Origin of the sequence: Paenibacillus sp. MZ03-122A, assembly GCF_024213325.1 — a bacterium.
In the GTDB taxonomy this organism is placed as follows: domain Bacteria; phylum Bacillota; class Bacilli; order Paenibacillales; family Paenibacillaceae; genus Paenibacillus; species Paenibacillus polymyxa_B.
In genome coordinates this window covers 698,939-718,627 of sequence record NZ_JANAVI010000001.1, presented here as the reverse complement: position 1 = coordinate 718,627, position 19,689 = coordinate 698,939, and the positions used below count along the sequence as shown (strand labels likewise).

At 45.1% G+C, this 19,689-nt stretch carries 19 protein-coding genes; all 19 read right to left on the bottom strand.

Features of this window, described 5'->3' with window-relative positions; translation table 11 throughout:
• Positions 1 to 209 precede the first annotated feature (209 nt).
• On the bottom strand, positions 210 to 4,526 hold the full coding sequence (locus NLX74_RS03500; protein WP_250244739.1) for a PolC-type DNA polymerase III: 4,317 nt from the start codon (positions 4,524 to 4,526) through the stop codon (positions 210 to 212).
• 202 nt (positions 4,527 to 4,728) lie between these two features.
• The gene (gene proS, locus NLX74_RS03495; RefSeq protein WP_103047860.1) at positions 4,729 to 6,177 is read right to left on the bottom strand and encodes a proline--tRNA ligase; all 1,449 of its coding nucleotides are present in this window, start codon (positions 6,175 to 6,177) and stop codon (positions 4,729 to 4,731) included.
• A gap of 51 nt (positions 6,178 to 6,228) precedes the next feature.
• Positions 6,229 to 7,500, bottom strand: a complete 1,272-nt coding sequence (rseP, locus tag NLX74_RS03490) for an RIP metalloprotease RseP (protein WP_061829443.1) — start codon at positions 7,498 to 7,500, stop codon at positions 6,229 to 6,231.
• Between the two features lie 106 nt (positions 7,501 to 7,606).
• Complete coding sequence (locus NLX74_RS03485) at positions 7,607 to 8,746, bottom strand: 1-deoxy-D-xylulose-5-phosphate reductoisomerase (RefSeq protein WP_254327937.1); 1,140 nt, start codon at positions 8,744 to 8,746, stop codon at positions 7,607 to 7,609.
• A 145-nt stretch (positions 8,747 to 8,891) separates the two neighbouring features.
• The gene (locus NLX74_RS03480; RefSeq protein WP_029517015.1) at positions 8,892 to 9,683 is read right to left on the bottom strand and encodes a phosphatidate cytidylyltransferase; all 792 of its coding nucleotides are present in this window, start codon (positions 9,681 to 9,683) and stop codon (positions 8,892 to 8,894) included.
• A gap of 17 nt (positions 9,684 to 9,700) precedes the next feature.
• Positions 9,701 to 10,468, bottom strand: coding sequence for an undecaprenyl pyrophosphate synthase (locus NLX74_RS03475; protein WP_254327936.1), 768 nt, complete (start codon positions 10,466 to 10,468; stop codon positions 9,701 to 9,703).
• 84 nt (positions 10,469 to 10,552) lie between these two features.
• Positions 10,553 to 11,107, bottom strand: a complete 555-nt coding sequence (gene frr, locus NLX74_RS03470; protein WP_029517013.1) for a ribosome recycling factor — start codon at positions 11,105 to 11,107, stop codon at positions 10,553 to 10,555.
• On the bottom strand, positions 11,107 to 11,835 hold the full coding sequence (gene pyrH, locus NLX74_RS03465; RefSeq protein ID WP_013309918.1) for a UMP kinase: 729 nt from the start codon (positions 11,833 to 11,835) through the stop codon (positions 11,107 to 11,109). The genes frr and pyrH overlap by 1 nt, the downstream gene beginning before the upstream one ends.
• Before the next feature lie 121 nt (positions 11,836 to 11,956).
• Positions 11,957 to 12,607 (bottom strand): translation elongation factor Ts, encoded by a 651-nt coding sequence (tsf, locus tag NLX74_RS03460; protein ID WP_013309917.1) that lies wholly within the window; start codon positions 12,605 to 12,607, stop codon positions 11,957 to 11,959.
• A 131-nt stretch (positions 12,608 to 12,738) separates the two neighbouring features.
• A complete protein-coding gene (gene rpsB / locus NLX74_RS03455; RefSeq protein WP_013309916.1) occupies positions 12,739 to 13,437 on the bottom strand; it encodes a 30S ribosomal protein S2 in 699 nt (232 codons plus the stop codon).
• Between the two features lie 253 nt (positions 13,438 to 13,690).
• Positions 13,691 to 14,338 (bottom strand): endolytic transglycosylase MltG, encoded by a 648-nt coding sequence (locus NLX74_RS03450; RefSeq protein ID WP_061829445.1) that lies wholly within the window; start codon positions 14,336 to 14,338, stop codon positions 13,691 to 13,693.
• Complete coding sequence (locus tag NLX74_RS03445) at positions 14,335 to 14,967, bottom strand: hypothetical protein (protein ID WP_254327935.1); 633 nt, start codon at positions 14,965 to 14,967, stop codon at positions 14,335 to 14,337. Before NLX74_RS03445 ends, NLX74_RS03450 begins: the two co-directional genes overlap by 4 nt.
• Before the next feature lie 41 nt (positions 14,968 to 15,008).
• A complete protein-coding gene (locus NLX74_RS03440; RefSeq protein WP_061829447.1) occupies positions 15,009 to 15,329 on the bottom strand; it encodes a hypothetical protein in 321 nt (106 codons plus the stop codon).
• Positions 15,330 to 15,408: 79 nt separating this feature from the next.
• Positions 15,409 to 16,818: a flagellar assembly protein A gene (locus tag NLX74_RS03435; RefSeq protein WP_254325822.1), complete on the bottom strand. Its 1,410-nt coding sequence runs from the start codon at positions 16,816 to 16,818 to the stop codon at positions 15,409 to 15,411.
• Positions 16,819 to 16,862: 44 nt separating this feature from the next.
• Positions 16,863 to 17,651 carry a FliA/WhiG family RNA polymerase sigma factor gene (locus NLX74_RS03430; RefSeq protein ID WP_016820968.1) on the bottom strand — a complete coding sequence of 263 codons (789 nt, stop codon included), beginning with the start codon at positions 17,649 to 17,651 and terminating at the stop codon, positions 16,863 to 16,865.
• A 14-nt stretch (positions 17,652 to 17,665) separates the two neighbouring features.
• The gene (locus tag NLX74_RS03425; protein ID WP_025722357.1) at positions 17,666 to 18,079 is read right to left on the bottom strand and encodes a hypothetical protein; all 414 of its coding nucleotides are present in this window, start codon (positions 18,077 to 18,079) and stop codon (positions 17,666 to 17,668) included.
• Between the two features lie 2 nt (positions 18,080 to 18,081).
• On the bottom strand, positions 18,082 to 18,579 hold the full coding sequence (locus tag NLX74_RS03420; protein WP_010346358.1) for a chemotaxis protein CheD: 498 nt from the start codon (positions 18,577 to 18,579) through the stop codon (positions 18,082 to 18,084).
• Entirely contained in the window at positions 18,572 to 19,198 is a 627-nt protein-coding gene (locus tag NLX74_RS03415) for a chemotaxis protein CheC (RefSeq protein WP_061829449.1), read from the bottom strand. The genes NLX74_RS03420 and NLX74_RS03415 overlap by 8 nt, the downstream gene beginning before the upstream one ends.
• 3 nt (positions 19,199 to 19,201) lie before the next feature.
• Entirely contained in the window at positions 19,202 to 19,663 is a 462-nt protein-coding gene (locus NLX74_RS03410) for a chemotaxis protein CheW (RefSeq protein ID WP_007430046.1), read from the bottom strand.
• Between the last annotated feature and the right edge of the window lie 26 nt (positions 19,664 to 19,689).

The following is a 19,689-nucleotide window of genomic DNA, read 5'->3' as shown; positions in this document are numbered from 1 at the left end:
TAATGTTCATTTCGGGCTCACTGCAAATAAACCGGCGTACCGGTTTCGTGCCCAAAAATAACCTTTTCACGTTGTAACTGTATATCAAACAGTAAAGAGTGGGTTTCCCCACTCTTTTAGCAACGGTTTTATCTCCATGATTACCAAAAAAATTATAACATAACCATAGTTATGTGACAAGTGCCAGAGCTTGACTACTGTGGTTCGGATTAAAACAGAGACAGCTGATTACTCTCTGGCAGACCCCGAAAGCAACCCATCTGGGACAGCATTTCGACAATGGTTTTACTAGCTTTCGATTTTTGTTGAAAATCCTCGACAGACAAAAATTCACCATGTTCACGGGAGGCTGCGATGTTACGTGCTGCATTGTCTCCAATTCCCTGAAGAGCTCCGAATGGCGGAATGAGTGAATCTCCATCCACCTTGAAGCGTGTAGCTTCAGAACGGTACAAATCAATGGATTTAAAACTAAACCCGCGAGCCGTCATTTCCAGAGCCATTTCCAGGATCGGAAGCATCCCTTTTTCTTTGGGTGGTGCCTGAAAGCCGAGTTGCTCGATTTCGACAATCTTCCGTGCGATTGCATCATATCCCTGACAGCACAGCTCAATATCAAAATCGGCTGCACGTACTGAAAAGTAAGTCGCATAATATTCAATCGGATGATACAGCTTAAAGTACGCTGTGCGCACTGCTGAAATAACGTAGGCTGCAGCATGCGCCTTCGGAAACATGTACTGGATTTTCAGACAGGAATCAATGTACCACTGTGGCACCTTGCATTTTTTCATTTCCTCAATCCATTCAGCACTAAGCCCCTTACCTTTACGTACGCTCTCCGTAATTTTAAAGGCCAGACCTGCGTCCATCCCTGCCTTGTAAATCAAAAATAGCATGATGTCATCACGGCAACCAATTACAGTCTTGATGTTACAGGTATTATTCTTAATCAGTTCTTGTGCGTTCCCCAACCACACGCCCGTGCCGTGAGACAGTCCGGATATTTGCAGTAAGTCAGCAAAAGAACTCGGCTGCGACTCTACTAGCATTTGGCGTACAAACTTCGTCCCCATTTCTGGTACACCATAGGTAGCTACAGGTGTGCGGATTTGCTGGGGTGTTACACCGAGCGCCTCCGTGGAGTTGAACATGCTCATCACCTTAGGATCATTCATTGGAATGGTCGTAGGATCGACACCAGTCAAATCCTGAAGCATCCTCATCATAGTCGGATCATCATGACCCAGAATATCGAGTTTGAGTAGATTCGCATCAAAAGCATGATAATCAAAATGCGTTGTTTTCCATTCCGAGCTTGTATCATCGGCGGGGTACTGTACCGGCGTAATATCCTCGACCTCAATATAATCGGGAACAACGACAATTCCGCCTGGATGTTGCCCGGTACTGCGTTTGACCCCTGTACAACCCGAAGCCAGCCTGTTCAGCTCAGCCCCACGCCATTTTTTATGATGCGCCTCTTCATATTTCTTTGCAAAGCCAAAGGCTGTTTTCTCGGCAACTGTACCGATGGTTCCAGCACGGAATACACTTTTCTCACCAAACAGTACTTTCGTATAGTTATGTGCGACAGGTTGATATTCGCCAGAGAAGTTCAAATCAATATCGGGAACTTTATCTCCCTTAAACCCAAGAAACGTTTCAAACGGAATATCCTGTCCCTCACCCTTCAGTTTTCCACCGCATTTGGGACAGTTTTTGTCCGGCAAGTCAAATCCGCTCGGCACACTACCGTCCAAAATCCATTCGCTATGTCTGCATTCAGGATTACCGCAAATATAATGTGCAGGCAGTGGATTAACCTCGGAAATACCGAGAAAGGTAGCGACCACAGAAGATCCAACAGAACCCCGTGAACCTACCAGATATCCATCCTTATTAGACTTTTTAACCAAACGCTCGGAAATGAGATAGTTGGCAGAGAAACCGTATTTAATAATCGGCTCTAGTTCTTTTTCAAGACGGGCTACAACCACTTCGGGCAATTCCTCACCATAGATGGATTTAGCTGTCTCGTAGCAAGTGTTGCGGATTTCCTCATCCGCCCCATCCAGCAAAGGTGTGAACAGCTTGTCAGGGAACAGCTCCAGCTCCTCAAATCGATCCGCCAACTCACTGGTATTCTTCACAACGACTTCATAGGCTTTCTCCTCGCCCAAAAACTCGAATTCTGCCAGCATTTCGTCTGTGGTGCGTAAATGCGCATCTGGCTTACGAATATCTTTTAGCGGGCTAAATCCCGTAATGCCGTGTATCGTAATATCACGGTACAACTTATCGCGAGTTTCCAAATAGTGAACATTGCCTGTGGCAATTACGGGCTTATCAAGTCGCCGTCCAATTTCGCATACTTTGCGTATTGCCGTTTTCAGAGCATCAGGCCCGCTTACCAGTTGTTTTTCTACTAAATGCATATACATCGTCAAAGGTTGAATCTCCAACACATCATAAAACTGTGCAATTTCCTCGGCCTCTTCCTCGGACTTGTTTAACACAGCCTCAAAGAACTCTCCTTTTTCGCAACCAGAAATAATAAGCAATCCATCTCTCATTTCTGACAATTTGGATTTAGGAATACAAGGCACACGCTTGAAATATTCGGTATGAGACATCGAAACCAGCTTGTACAGATTTTTTTTACCAATCGGATTGAGGGCATAAATACAGCAGTGAAAAGGACGAACGGTCGATAAATCCTTACCCACATAATCATTCAGACGATCGAGCATTTTTAAACCCTTAATTTGTTCCGCATCATTCAGCAAGCCATTCAGCACTTCAGTCAGTGCGACTGTATCGTCAATGGCTCGATGATGGCTTTCTAGCGCCACTTTATATTTGGTCGTCAGCGTATTCAGACGGTGGTTTTTCATTGTTGGAAACAGTAAACGAGCCAGTTCTAGGGTATCCAGTACCGGATTGGTCATTTCAGGCAAACCCATATTTCGAAGGGTCGCCTGGATAAAGCCGACATCAAATCGCGCATTATGGGCAACCAATACAGCATCACCAGCAAAAGCTACAAACTCCTTCATAACAGGTTCTACATCCGGCGCGTCCTTGACCATTTCATCGTTAATGTTGGTCAGTTGCTGGATATTGTATGGTATGCGCTCATGCGGATTAACAAAGGTAGCATAACGATCAACTTCTTTGCCATCATGCATTTTTACAGCCGCAATCTCAATGATTTTATTCTGTGTAACCGATAAACCGGTGGTTTCAATATCAAAAACGACATAAGTCGCTGTTTTCAAATTTAATGGCTGTGCCTGCATTACAACCTCAACAGCATCATTAACCACATTGGCCTCAACACCGTAGATCATTTTAATGCCGTTTTTCTTTGCAGCCTTAGCAGCATCAGGGTAGCACTGCACACCGCCATGATCAGTGACCGCAATCGCCTTGTGCCCCCATTTGGCAGCTGTTTTGACGTATTGATCAATCGAGGCAACAGCATCCATAGCACTCATCTTTGTGTGGAGATGGAACTCAACCCGTTTTTCCTCTGCATTATCCTTACGTGTGGGTGGAGCCTGTACTTCAACTAGATCGGAAGGAATCATAACCAGCTCGGGAATTTGCATAAAACGATCATATTCAACTCGCCCCCGCACTTTAACCCATTTCCCGTTAGCCAACAAACTGAGGATCTTCAGATCTTCTTTAGTTTTAGCAAACATTTTCATTTGCAGGGAATCACTAAAGTCGGTCAAATAATACGTAAACAACGTACTGCCATTGCGCAATTCTTTACTATCCAAACCGAAGATTGTTCCTTGTAAGGTGACTTTTTTCTCTTCGTCCTGAATATCTTGCATCGGAACAGCTGGTTCTTTGATGTCATAACCAAATTGAAGCCGTACGTCTCCTTCTTCTTCATCCAAAGGCGGCATTTCGGATTCCATACTTTCCATCATCTGCTGAATAACTTCGCGTTCTTCCTGCATCTTCTTTTCTTGGAATTGCTGTAATGCCTCCTGGTTACTTTCACCCACTTGGACTTTAATGCGCATAGAGAGTCCGAAATATTTATCGTAAAATTTGATGATAGCTTGATCTATCTGTTTTTTACGCGCCAGTTCCAATGACATACTGTCGCTCATCGTCAGCAATAATAGACCGTCTTCCCACTCATGCACAGCCCGATTCATCCAACCGTTAACAGATGGGATCTCACGATGCACCCACTCTAGAAAAAGTTTCCAGTATTCACTAATAATATCACCAGGCTGAATCTGCTCACTATACTGAAAACGGAACGTAATTTTTGCGATGTGATTCATTTTTTCCTGTACTTGAATACAGAACGTACGATACACCTGAGCGGGGACCAGTGTCTCCTTGGCAATGGTGATATTCCAATCCTTATTGGTACGGCTAATCTCCACTTGATCAATCCAACCGTCCAAAAAATAAGGTTCAACCACTCCAGCCGGCATCCCAACTTGCTTCATCAGCAGTTCCAGCCGCTTTCTCTTTTCTTCAGCTCCGCCCATGGCTCTCCCCCCAATTTTAAATCTACCATTCTGAAAACATGAAAAGCTTCTGCGTCAAAAACATCTCCGACCGCAAAAGCTTTTCGTAGCCCTCTTCAATCCTTCTCACAACGACATAGATCCTTCGGAACATTGTCCCGTAATAGCTACGATGTCAGCAAAAAGAATGAAGTGAGTATAGTGATATTGCCCTACATCTATATTAGTACGCTCGTGCAAACACTACTGTATGCTTGGCAGGTTTGCCACAACACAAACATGTGGACTTTTGCTCGGTTGTTTTAAACGGTATGTTACGGCTTGTAGCACCTGTTACTTCTTTAACTTTGTCTTCACATTCTTCAGATCCGCACCAGCCTGCCAAAGTAAAGCCGCGTTTTTCTTCCATGAGAGTCTTCATTTCATCCAGCGTATCGACGGAATAGAAGTTTTCTTCCATGAAATTTTTCGCACGATCAAACATCTCCTGCTGTACCTGTGCGAGCATCGCGTGTACTTCCTCAACCAGATTATCCTGCTGCACGATTTTTTTCTCACCGCTGATGCGGGATACGAGCACACAGACACCGTTTTCCATATCACGAGGTCCGATTTCCAGACGAACCGGCACACCGCGCATTTCATATTCATTAAATTTCCAGCCTGGACTTACATCGCTGCGGTCGTCCATTTTAACACGCACTCCCGCTTGTTTCAACTCAGCAAATAGTTCATCTGCACGAGCGATAACGGCATCACGCTTCTTAGGTGGTCCAATTGGAACCATAATAACCTGCGTAGGCGCAACTTTAGGAGGCAATGCCAGACCACGGTCATCTCCATGGACCATAATCAGTGCACCGATCAAACGTGTACTTGTTCCCCATGAAGTCGTATGCGCGAATTCCAAGTTGTTTTCACGACTCAAATATTTAATGTCAAATGCAACGGCAAAATTAGTTCCCATATAGTGGGAGGTCCCAGCTTGTACCGCCCGTCCATCCTTCATCATCGCTTCCAGTGAAAATGTATCCTTCGCACCTGCAAACTTTTCAGAAGGTGTTTTCTGTCCAGTAATAACCGGAATAGCCAGAACTTCCTCAATAACCTCACGGTATACTTCCAGCATTTTCATCGTTTCTTCACGTGCTTCTTCTTCTGTTTCATGGGCCGTGTGACCTTCTTGCCACAAAAATTCACTTGTGCGCAAGAAAGGCAGCGTGCGTTTTTCCCAACGCACTACGTTAGCCCATTGGTTAATAAGCACAGGCAGATCACGATAGGATTGAATCCATTTGGAGTACATATGACCAATCATCGTTTCCGAAGTCGGACGAATAGCAAGACGCTCTTCCAGCTTTTCCCCGCCAGCCTCGGTTACCCAAGGCAGTTCAGGATTAAACCCTTCAACATGCTCTTTTTCCTTTTGAAAAAAGCTTTCTGGAATGAACATTGGAAAATAGGCATTACGGTGCCCTGTTTCTCTGAAGCGCACGTCCATGGCTTCCTTGATATGCTCCCAGATTTCAAAACCATCGGGGCGGAATACAATACATCCGCGAACAGGGGAATAATCCATCAGTTCTGCTTTTTTAATAACATCAATATACCATCGGGAAAAATCTTCGCTCTGCGGCGTAATTTCCTCGACAAACTGTTTATCGTTCGACATAGAAATGCATGTCCTCCCATACAGACCGTTTTTATATAAGTCCGTCTCTAATTAACCATTAATTAAGCGTAAAATATCGTTATACGTGACCGCAATCATAAGCAGGAATAGCATAGCAAAACCAACGAAATGGACCATTCCTTCCCTGCTCGGATCGACGGGACGCCCTCTTACCGCCTCCACACCAAGGAAAACAAGTCTGCTTCCATCCAGCGCCGGAATAGGCAATAAATTAAATATCCCCAGATAAAGACTCATTATAGCAGTCCAATACGTCAACTGCTCAATCCCCTGCTTGGCAATTTGCCCCGTCACTTCAAAAGTACGTACCGGTCCTCCCAGGTCATTGATAGAAAAACGTTGAATAAGCTGGCTAAATCCTTGAAAAATAATATCGGTCGTTCTGACCATGGATTGCCCGGCAAATTTGAACGTTTCACCGACACCTGCTTGGCGTTTTGGAAGTTCAGGCACAATGCCCACCTTGCCACCCTTTTGTCCTTCCATTGCACGAGGTGTAATAGTAAGATCAAAGGTCTTATTATCACGGCGAACCGTCCACTTCATCGGCTTGTCTTGAGAATCCGCAATCAGTTTGATCATGTTTTCAACATTCGCACCAATGGCTATTCCATTCACCGATTCGATGATATCTCCCTTATGCAAATCAGCTTCAGCAGCAGGCATACCTGCTGTAATTTCACTAATTTGGACATACGTCGGGTTGTCCACTTGAATGCCGACCATCTGAATATGCAGACCAAACAAAATAAAGGCAAGAATAAAATTCATCAGTGGTCCAGCAAAAATAGCCATCGCACGCTGTCCTACTGTTTTACTCCCATACTGCCGATCCTTGGGTGCAATCTGAATGGATTGACCTTTCGTTACCATCATCGCTTGCGGGTGTACAGTGTATTGCTGATCTTCGCCATCTACATCCAATTTTAAAGTTAACGACTGTTCCAGATCAATATCCAACACTTCGCCGCGCACCACATTCTTGCGATTATCCAGTTGATCCAGATAGATGGTCTTCACGACATCATCCGTTACGCGTACAGCAATCGTTTGTCCGGTCTCAATTTCATTGACCTCCGGATCCTCTCCCGCCATGCGGGCAAAGCCACCGAACGGCAACAAACGCAACGTAAATCGCGTCTCGTTTCTTTTATAAGAAAACAGTTTCGGACCGAAACCGATCGCAAACTCCCGTACCAGAATCCCGGCGCGCTTGGCAAAATAATAATGCCCCCATTCATGCACTGTCACTATGACGAAAAACATGAGCACCGTCATCAACACTATTTGAATCGTTTCCAATCGTTTCCGTTCCCCTTTCAATGAGATCGAGTTTGTCTTCCTAGATTATCATTATTCTCCGATCCCGCACAAGAGAATCACATTTCGTTTCTAACCCAACATTAGCCTACAATTCTGCAGCTATGCTACGAGTCTCTCCGTCACATGCTTCAATCGCAGACAGATCAGGATTAGCCACATTGACATGCCGCTCCAGCACACGTTCAATAATAGCTTCAATATGCAGAAAAGAAATTTCTTCACGCAGGAAACGGGCAACAGCAATCTCATTAGCTGCATTAAATGCGGTCGGTGCTGTACCACCCATTTTACCACATTCGAAGGCAAGCCTTAAACAAGGAAAACGATTATAATCCATTTCCTTAAAATGGAGTCTGCCCACTTCAGCCAGTGACAACGGCTTCGCCGGGGACTTCATACGCTCAGGATAAGTCAATGCATATTGAATGGGTACTCTCATGTCCGGATTCCCAAGTTGAGCAACAATGCTTGTATCCTGAAACTCAACATAGGAATGAATAATGCTTTCCGGATGAAGCAACACATGAATCTGCTCATAATCAAGTCCGAATAGCCAATGCGCCTCAATGACTTCCAGCCCCTTGTTTACCATCGTTGCTGAATCAATTGTAATTTTGGCCCCCATTGACCAATTGGGATGCTTGAGTGCATCTTCCACTGTAACTTCACGCAACTGTTCTCTTGTCAAATCTCGAAAAGAACCCCCTGATGCTGTGAGAGTAATATGTGCCACATCTTTCATACGCTCACCATTCAAGCATTGGAAAATAGCTGAATGCTCACTGTCAATCGGCAGCAACGGCACTCCTTTCGCCCGAGCCCGCGCTGTGACCAGATGACCAGCAGTAACCAGTGTTTCCTTATTGGCCAAACCGATCTGTTTTCCAGCCTCAATTGCGGCCAGCGTGGAGTGCAATCCGACACTGCCCATTACAGCCGTCACAACCATATCCGCCTCTGTGTTCGCAGCAAGCTCAACGAGTCCTTCATTTCCCCAATACAGTTCCGTTCCAGAAGGCAGTAAAGGACGAATTTCATCCGCCAACTGCCGAGTACCCACAGACACTTTTTTGGGTTTATAAAGATGAGCCTGCTCAGCAAGTAACTTTATATTAGAACCACCTGCTAAAGCCTCAACAGTAAACTGATCCGGGTGCATGGACACTACATCCAGCGTTTGAGTTCCAATAGATCCGGTTGAACCAAGTACCGTAATTCTTTTCATGATGCACCTTCCTATCCTGAAAATCACTTTTATCCAGGAGCTCATTGATTGTTATTCAGGCAGCTATGCTACTGGTTCCAACCTTCTAGTAGCGCAGAGTGAGCAGCATAGAGATTAGCCTGAGCATAAACTGTAATCAATAGACTCATGGAAGCAGCATCAGCATATGTACAAATGGAAAAACGACAATCCAGCTGTCGCAGCGGTCTAGTATACCACCGTGCCCTGGCAGCAGATTACCGGAATCTTTAATGCCGTACACTCGTTTGTATGCAGATTGTACCAAATCGCCCAGTTGTCCCACAACTGCACATGACAAACCGATGCCGATGGCTTTGCCCCATGGCAGCAGTCCACCCGATAATCCAGCGAATACAAGAGCTATAACCAACGCTAAAACGATGCCGCCAATGGATCCTTCGACCGTTTTGTTCGGACTGATCGCAGGCCATAATTTCGTCTTTCCTGCCATTTTGCCTACAAAATATGCCCCTGCATCACTTGCCCAAATACAAGCCAATAATAAAAATGTCCATAACAGTCCATGTTCCATATGACGTGATTCCGCAATATACGAAAATCCAAACCCTATATAAACGGTACCAAGAAATAATATAGCTACCGTTTGAATCGGGATTTTATTTTTTGTTCCTACCGTGATGATCATAAAAGCTATCATTACCAGCCAAAGCATACTGGCAAAGGGTAAGGGTGAGTGCAAACCAAAAGGTTCATACGGGAATACAAAAGCTAATATGCTTACGTATCCAAGTATTGCTGTACCTCCAAAAGGAGATACCTGCGTCATTCGTGCGAACTCATAAAATCCGATTAGGGCCATCGCCAATATAAGCAAATGGTAGGCCAAGCCGCCCCACAGGACCATCGCCAAAAAGAATATGCCTGCCAGAATACCGGTAATTAATCTCTGTCTCAACGGCTTTCATCCTCCATTTACTTCAGTCCGCCATACCGCCGTGTTCTTTGCTGATATTCGATCACTGCTTCGTATAAGTGTTCTTTCTTAAACTCAGGCCAATAAATATCAGTAAACCACAACTCACTGTAGGCAAGCTGCCAGAGCATAAAATTACTAAGTCTAAGCTCACCGCTTGTTCGAATCAGTAAATCAGGGTCTGGCATACCACTAGAAAGCAACGTATTACCGATCAGCTCAGATGTTATATCTTCTGTTTTAAGCTTCCCATCCGCAATTTGACGGCCCAATGTTTGCATGCATTCTGTGATTTCCAACCGACTTCCATAATTTAATGCAAAATTAAGAACAAGTCCGGTATTATTTTCAGTTCGTCGAGTCGCTTCAGTCAGCGCCTCAACGGTATGGGAAGGTAAATGTTCCTTATTGCCCATCATACGCACTTGCACATTTTTTCCAATCAGCTCATCTAGCTCAATAGCCAGAAATTCCTGCGGTAAGCGCATTAGAAAATCAACTTCGTCCTTTGGACGCGTCCAATTTTCAGTTGAAAATGCAAACAAAGTCAAATACTTAATACCCAGTTCATCCGCTGCAATTGCTGTGCGTTTCACTGCCTTCATTCCATTTTGGTGCCCTACAATCCGCGGCATTCCAATCCGTTTGGCCCATCTGCCGTTCCCATCCATGATGACAGCAACATGCTGCGGAATATTGTCTTTTGAAATGGCCGGTGTTTGCTGTTTTTGTTCCCCGTTCCACCAAGACCGAACCCGTTTGATCATTCCAGTTCCTCCAGCATTCTCTGAAAATGTGCCTCAGGCTTGAAAAGAGACAAACCCCACCGTAAGGGAGGGGCTGCCAATCTTTTAAACTTCCATAATTTCTTTTTCTTTTGCAGCTAAAACTTTATCCACTTCAGCGATAAACTTATCAGTTGTTTTCTGGATATCTTCTTGATGTTTACGAGATTCGTCCTCGGAAATATCACTTTTCTCCAATTTTTTGATGTCATCATTGGCATCACGACGAATGTTACGAATAGCGATCTTCGCTTCTTCACCGTTCTTCTTCGTCAACTTCACCAAGTCAGTTCTGCGTTCCTCCGTCAAAGCAGGAATGCTCAGACGAATGGTATTACCATCATTCGAAGGTGTCAAACCTAAATCGGATTTTTGTATAGCGCGCTCGATATCGGCCAAGGAAGATTTGTCCCAAGGCTGAATCATCAAGGTCCGGCTGTCAGGTGTATTGATATTCGCCAGCTGGTTGACTGGAGTCATTGCACCATAATACTCTACCTGTACACGGTCCAGTAAAGCTGGTGTCGCCCGTCCTGCACGCAAAGATGCAAGATCACGTTGCAATGCTTGGATTGCTTTTTGCATGCGTTCCTCAGCACTCTTTTTCACAGATTGTGGCATTAATTTACACTCCCTTTGACGATCGTACCAATTTTCTCACCCAGCACGACACGTTTAATGTTACCTTGCTCTGTAATAGCAAAGACAATCAACGGAATATTGTTATCCATGCACAACGAGGAAGCGGTAGAATCCATGACACCGAGATTTTTGTTGAGCACATCCAAATACGTAAGCTGCTCATATTTCTCGGCTGTGCTATCTTTAAACGGATCAGCAGAATATACGCCATCCACTTTATTTTTAGCCATCAGAATTACTTCCGCTTCAATTTCAGCAGCACGTAATGCAGCAGTAGTATCAGTCGAGAAGAACGGATTACCTGTACCTGCTGCAAAAATAACAACCCGACCTTTTTCCAAATGACGGATAGCTCTACGGCGGATATAAGGTTCAGCAATCTGTTGCATCGCAATGGATGTTTGTACACGAGTAGGTACTTCAATCTGTTCCAAAGCATCCTGTAAGGCCAGTGAGTTCATCACTGTTGCCAGCATACCCATGTAATCTGCCGTGGCCCGGTCAATTCCGTTGGCACTTCCAGCAATACCACGCCAGATGTTACCGCCACCACACACGATAGCAACTTCTACTCCCAGTTCCACCACGTCTTTGACTTGTTCGGCAATGGACGCAATCGTATCCGCATCAATACCGTAACCGTTAGGACCTGACAGCGATTCACCACTAACTTTCAGGACAACACGCTTAAACACAGGTTTTTCCAAATGATCACCCTCCAATATCATTTATACTTTATGTAACAGGATAGGTGTCCTGTTGCAAGAAAAGGAACACTGATGTGTTCCATTTCCGTTTTTTCCATATGCAATTACCGTTCGTTGGTAATTATTGTTTCACTTGAGACATAACTTCTTCGTAGAAGTTATCTTCTTTTTTCTCCAGACCTTCACCCAGTTCAAAACGAACAAAGCGACGCAGAGAGATGTTTTCGCCAATTGTACTGATTTTTTCGTTGATAAGCGTGGAGATTGTTTTGTCTGGATCTTTGATGAAAGATTGCTCCAACAAGCAGAACTCCTCATAGAACTTACCAATGCGGCCTTCAACCATTTTTTCAACGATTTTCTCTGGTTTACCTTCGTTCAGAGCTTGTGCTTTCAGGATTTCTTTTTCTTTTTCGATCTCTTCCTGTGGCACTTCTTCACGACGAACATAACGAGGGTTCGATGCAGCGATATGCATTGCAATATCGCGCACAAAATCTCTGAACTGGTCTGTTTTAGCTACGAAGTCTGTTTCGCAGTTTACTTCTACCAGTACGCCGATACGGCCGCCAGCATGGATGTAGGATTCAACAACACCTTCAGTAGCAATACGACCTGCTTTGTTGGCTGCAGCTGCAAGTCCTTTTTCGCGCAGAACTTCAACCGCTTTTGTCAAATCACCGTTTGCTTCTTCAAGCGCTTTTTTACAATCCAGCATTCCTGCGCCTGTTTTTTCACGAAGCTCTTTTACTGCGCTAGCATTAACTGCCATATTATTTCCCTCCAAATTTGATTTTCAGTGGTATACCGTGCTTTATTCCTTAAAAAAAGGGTAGTGAGAGGTTATACACCTGCCAACCACCCTTTTCATTTAATTCATATAGGTATTTCCTAATGGAAATATTATGCTGTAGTTTCTTCGCCTTGGTTTGCTTCCATAACTGCATCAGCCATTTTACCTGTCAGCAATTTAACAGCGCGGATTGCGTCGTCATTACCTGGGATAACATAGTCGATTTCGTCTGGATCGCAGTTTGTATCAACGATACCTACGATTGGGATACCCAATTTGCGAGCTTCAGCAACCGCGATACGTTCTTTGCGTGGATCAATGATGAACAGAGCACTTGGAAGGCCCTTCATGTTTTTGATACCGCCCAAGAATTTTTCAAGACGATCTTTTTCTTTGCGAAGAATGATAACTTCTTTTTTAGGAAGAACTGCGAATGTACCGTCTTCTTCCCAAGCTTCCAGTTGTTTCAAACGGTCAATACGTTTTTGAATCGTTTGGAAGTTAGTCAGCGTACCACCCAACCAACGTTGGTTAATGTAGAATTGACCAGCGCGTGCTGCTTCTTCTTTAACGGAATCTTGTGCTTGTTTCTTCGTGCCTACGAACAGAATTGTACCATTCTCAGCTGCAATGCTTTTTACGAAGTTGTAAGCTTCCTCAACCTTTTTCACTGTCTTTTGCAAGTCAATGATGTAAATACCGTTTCTTTCAGTGAAGATATAACGATCCATTTTCGGGTTCCAGCGACGTGTTTGGTGACCAAAGTGAACCCCAGCTTCCAAAAGCTGTTTCATGGAGATTACTGCCATCTTCACGCACCTCCTAAGTTTGGTTTTTTGTGTGTCCTCCGCCGACATCATTTTTCATAAAGACTTTCCATTGGAAAGCACCCTCTATAAAATTAACCGACGTGCGTTTTTAACACCGTCAATTAATATACCATAACACTTGCATCGTTGCAACCAACTTTTCGACAATAGTTGGAACAACGCAAAATGTGACGTTTTACGCCTCTTATCGAACTTGTCAGCATGAATAAAAGCCGTCCACTTCCCGGTCTGGTCAGTTGGACGGCTTTTTCGTAATTTTAGTAATAATAGAACTGAAATCCTCACCTTTAGCAAACTGATAGGTACCCGTACGAATTTTGGTATTGATTTTTTGGGCCTTAGCTGCTGCCTCAAATGCACTAGCATCCGACACAACCCCTGCCCGTTGCAATCCTGATGCCACACTTCTCAAATTGCTTCCCGATGCAATGCTATACTGCACTTGTGGGGTGGCAGGCTGCTTGGGGATGTTGGGAGTCGTTGTAGTGCCAGACCTTTGAGTTTGCGGCTTATTCGGACTTTGTGGAACCGATGCGCTGGTCGAAGGTTTAGAAGCCGCCGAGGATGTGCTATTTGCAGGTACCTTTGGTGTTGACGGCGTTTGAGCTGGTTTAGCCTTTTGGGGTGCAACCGGAGTTTTGTTGCCTTCCTTGATCACCTTATTACGCCATTCCTCTTCTGTCATTTTCGGATCAGAACTGTCACTGATCTGAAGATTTAATTCGGCAGCTGCCTTTTCTAATTGCTCTCGCGTCATGTTTTTTGGGTCTGTTGAAGATTGCTGCGATTGTCCCTGACCGATCATTGCCAGTTGCAACAGCAATGCCCCCGTTATAAGGCCCGTACCCATGCCTAGCATAAATGAACGGTTTTTGATCACGTTACATCCTCCCGCTCTGCGAGTTGCAATATAAGCTGTACTTCCCCCCGCTGGATGCCTGATTGCTTGGCTATATAATCCAACGACTTGCCTTGCTCATGCAGCGCAAACAACTCTTGATAACGATCACGGATGGACTCTACTTCCTGCTCAGTTTCAGCGTCTTGCAATACTGTCTGCTCCTCCATAGTTACGAGAGGAGCTTCTGAATCAGAATAGCCTTCCTGTACAGACACTCCAGGTTGCGGACTTTGAAATTGACCGTAAGCAACCGCTGCCTGATGAGAAGTTACTGTATGTTGTATTTCCTTAGATACAGACTCGGTTTGCATAGAAACAGTAGCAAACATAGCCTGGCGCTCAAGCTCCACGATACGGTTCCGAAGCTCAGCTACTTGTTCCTGTAATGCCGCCTGTTTAACTGTATGCTCCTGCTTCATACCAGATACGAGCTCAATCAGCTCGTCATTGTCGTTTTCAATATCGGCCATATACTGCTCCAATGTGGCCTCGACCTTTTGAACGACGGCCTCTTCTGTTCCCCGGCCTGGCTGACGCTTAGGCAGAAGCCAGGCGTAGACAACAGCTGCAGCGCCCAGCAGAACAATATAAATCCATGGTTGATCCACTGCCCATCGTCTCCTTTAATAACGCTTCTCCACCTGTCGGATCAGAGCGAAAAATCAATATGATGTCCCTTGTACGGATGCTCTGCCGGATGCTCCTTAGGCACCTCAGTCTCATCTGATTGGGAACGGCTCTGCTGGGAAGAATCTCTGCTCTGCCCTCCCGTTTGCCGCTCACCGACGAATGTTTCTGCAGACTGATCTATGGCGCCGCTTCGTTGACGCATGTTCTCTGTCTCCAGCGCGGCCTTTTGTCCAAGCAATGCTTGATCATTCATCGGCCGCTGCTGGGACTCACTTTGGTATTTTCCTGCTTCACTGGTGCGAGGTACGGCAATTTGCAATTCAACAGCCTTCAAGCTCATTGGACCACACCCTTTCCGATTGGGCATCCGTATCTGTCTTTCAAGGAATACAATGTTGAATGATTAACAGTGTGCTGAATTACACGTAGGAGGACATGCTGATGTCTCCCTCATGATAATAAAACGCCATTCTTTCCACTGAATCTTTAATAAATTTTGTATATCTGCCGATAACTATTTTAGAGCCACCGTAAATCACATTTTTCACTTCTACCCGTGCCCGGCTCGTATCCTCTAATGTTCGTTCAATTTCAAGCATTCTGGACTTGGTTTCCAAAAGCTCCTGTTCATTAGATTTTTTAGTAGATGTCAGCTTGATTCGCATAGCCATTCTTTCAGGTGCAAGCTGTCCGGCGGCGGCAAGTTGATCCAATATGGTAAGGGCCTTATTCGTTTTATCCTGGCTGTCTGTCTGCTGCTTCAAACGTGCGCGGAGTTCTGTTAGTTCATCGCGCAGTTCAGGAAGCACACCCACTTCGATAACAGTAGCTGTGGACATTGTATTACCGATGGTACGAGCTACTACCTTTTTACCAGCTTGTACACTGCCACCTACGATAAGCCCTTTGGTCCCCTCGCAGAGTACATTTACACTCGCTTTAATCTGGGAATGCATGATGCTCTGGGATACAAGTATATCGCCTCCCGCAATCACGTTACCATCTTGTATGAATGAGCATTTGACATTTTGTGCAGCCTTCACGAACCCCTTATGGTATCCGATAATGCCGCCACTGATTTCCACTGAACCTTCCGCCTCAATTTCAGCGCCTTCCACACCACCGATGACACGAATGTCGCCAGCCGCCCGAACGCGAAACCCTGTCAAGACATTCCCACGAATGACGACGGTTCCAACAAAATCAATATTACCGACACTATAATCGACGTCCCCGTTCACTTCATATACGGGGAACACATTAAGTTTGCCCTTTTCAGTCGTAGTCACCAGTCCGTCAATAGCCGCATACATGGCAACACCTTCCGGATGGATCACTACATTTTTTCCAACTTTAAAACGCGCCTCTCTACCTGGAAGAAAAGGAATTTCCTCTCCGGTTACAGCAATCCCCGGTACACCCGGCAGAGGATCAACTCGTTCGGCAATCAATTGTCCACGTTTTACATTTCTTAAACGAGTTAGTTCTTTATAATCCACCCGTCCATCTACGGTTTCAAGTGGCTTATGTGCATCTTCGCCAGTCACAATATCAGCCAGATTAATTTTTCCGTCTTTGCCATGGACCGGCTGCTTTCCCTGAGCAATCAGTAATTTTCCGAAGAAATGATCTTCCGGATTTGCCGCAAATACACGAATCGCATCGGTCATTAAACCGTAGGATATTTTTTGGTTGCTTAGAAAACGCTCTAATTCTTCCACAGAACAGGCAAAACCTTCTTCACGTTTGGCAAACTCCAAGTAGGCTGTTTGTTTGTCAGGTGAGACAACCACTTTTAAATACTGGTCCAAAGCATATTGCTTCTCCACAAGGGTGCTCCTTCCGTCTAACTGTTACTGTAACCTCCCGTACGTTAATCTTTACGCATTAGCAAATCCCGTTGTTTGTCCAATGTCGCTCTTAGACGTAATATTGCTTTGGAATGCAACTGTGAAATTCGCGATGGAGATAGCGACATGACCTCAGCGATTTCGCTGAGTGACAAATCCTCGTAATACAATAAAGAAACAACGATACGTTCTTTTTCAGTCAATTTATCAATGCCTTGTGCAAGGGCATCACGAAGTGTAAATTCATTGACCTTATGATCCGGATTTTTCGCCTTCTCGTCCACCAAAAGGGAAAGCCGTGTTTCCGATTCCTCTTCACGGATGGGGTCCTCCAGTGAGACAATCGACATAACAGCGACTTCCTGGATCATACTTTGAAACTCTTTTTCAGAAACGTCCAAATAATGGCTCATCTCTTCGTCGCTTACCGTGCGTAAATATCTTTGTTCCAAATGCTGGTAGGCATCCTCGATTTTTTTTGCTTTTTCCCTAACTGAACGAGGAACCCAATCCCCTTGACGAAGACCATCCAAAATCGCTCCGCGAACACGCCAAGAAGCATAAGTCTCAAACTGCAAACCACGCTCATAGTCAAATTTCTCTAAAGCGTCAATCAAACCCATAACGCCGTTACTCGCCAGATCATCCTTGGATACATTTTTGGGCAAGCCTACTGCAAGGCGGCCCGACACATATTCCACAATATGGAGATACTTTTCAATTAACTGTTTCTTTGCTTCCTTGTCACCGTGTTCTTTCCATTGCTCCCATAGTTCGGAATGGTTTAAATGAGCGGCTTTACGCTCGTTCATCGGCTTCACCCTCCTTATTTGTCTGTCAGGTGACGAACGGCCTTGGCCAATTCTTCAGGGTCCTTGTTGGAAACCAGCTTAGGTGGGTTTAAAGGCGCGAAACCATTGTTCCCTTCGTCCGTCTGCTCTGGTTTCGGTTTCAGCAATTCATTCAGGTTTTCATTCTCGTCTGGTGTCGTCAGGTCCAGATTCCCCCCTACGCCATCTACCTGAGAGCTTGCCCGGCTTTGGGCATTCCCCAGATCTGGCCGCGCTACAACACCTAGTGTCCAGCGCAGCACAAATGCAAGTAGGAACCAAAAAACGAAGGCGATCAAGCCACGAATTAAGCTCGTGGTCAGCAGATTGCTGCCAACGGACAACACAAAAGTCAGAATAAATCCGACTACTCCAGACCAAAGATTAATGCGTAAGCTGCCAAATAACATGTTTATAATTCCTTTACACCTTTTTGTACGCTTCGAATATTCAAAACGCCAGTTTCAGAGTCCAACTCAATCGTTCGTCCATAATTACCGCCTGTGTCCTCCGCAATCAAGGGAATACCGAGATCTACGAGCATCTCTTTGCATGATTCTACATTGCGTGGACCAATGCGCATGGTATCTCCACTACCGGCAAAGGCGAACATCTGCGCTCCCCCTGCCATTTTGGCAATCAGTCTACGTCGTTCAGCACCCAATTTCAGCATCCTCTCAAATAACTCGGGCAGCGCCGTATCGGCGTATTTAGCAATATTCAGTTGCCCTTCACGTGCAATATCCGAGGATGGTAGCATCACATGTGCCATACCTGCCAGTTTCAAGTGAGGATCGTAGAGAGTCAATCCGACGCAAGAACCAAGTCCTGTCGTGCGAATCGAGTTCGGGTTACTGGTAACATTTAAGTCAGCCATACCGACTTTAATGATGCTTTTATCCTCAATCATCGTTCATCGGGACTCCTAACGACCTAAAGATTTTCCCGAACGATTCTGGATCAGGAATCAGGAAAAATTGACCCTCTATCTGATTCTGCCCTTCCAGAAACGATGTGTCAATCAATAATGCAGCATCCCCCATCTGCCCAAACTGCAGCAGTCCATAGCTGAGAATTGCTCCTGCCATGTCCAACGCCAGTGCAGGGACTGTTGGATACATAGATAAACGCGTAAAGTCTGCCAGCGAAGACAAGTATGAGCCTGCTAAAATGTTTCCGATCTCCGACAGGGCTGAGTGCTCCATTTCGTTAAAACTGTCCTCGTCATCTGAAGGAATATTCGCCAAACGGGAAAGTAAGCCTTTTGCCGCCTGAGGCTGCAATATGAAGAATAGATTCCCGGGGGCTTCCCCTTCTACCCTAAAAAATATGGCGACAACAAGTTGCTCATAGCCGCCGACTTTCTCGGCAATTTCCTCAAAGGGCAGCATTTGTACTTTGGGTACACCCATATCGACCGGTTTATTGAGAAGCCGGGAGAGCGCTGTAGCAGCGTTCCCCGAGCCAATGTTACCGACTTCTTTCAACACATCCAACTTGAAGTCTTCAAGATTTCCTAGATTTTCCATATGTTAATCCTCTAAGCCTTCCAGTTGGTTCATCTCGCTACGATTCAGGACTTCAGACAAGTTCAGCATAATCAACAAGCGCTCTTCACCAATCTTAGCAACTCCGCGAAGGTATTTAGCCTTAACTCCGCCAATCACTTCCGGTGGTGTCTCGATATTGTCAGTATTCAGGTCAATAACGTCATTCGCTGAGTCAACGATAAAGCCGACTTGCATTTCACCCACTGCAACGATAATGATGCGAGTTTGATCGGTATATTCAGCTTCAGGTAATCCAAACCGGCCACGAAGATCAATAACCGGAATGACTACGCCTCTCATGTTGAATACGCCTTTAACAAAATCGTAGGTTCTTGGAACCCGTGTAATCGGCACCATGCGTTCTATAGATTGGACTTTTTCTACTTCAACACCGTATTCCTCTTCACCAAGCTTAAATACGATAACTTTAATTTCTTCTCCCATGTCTAAAAAACCTCCTTATTGATGTC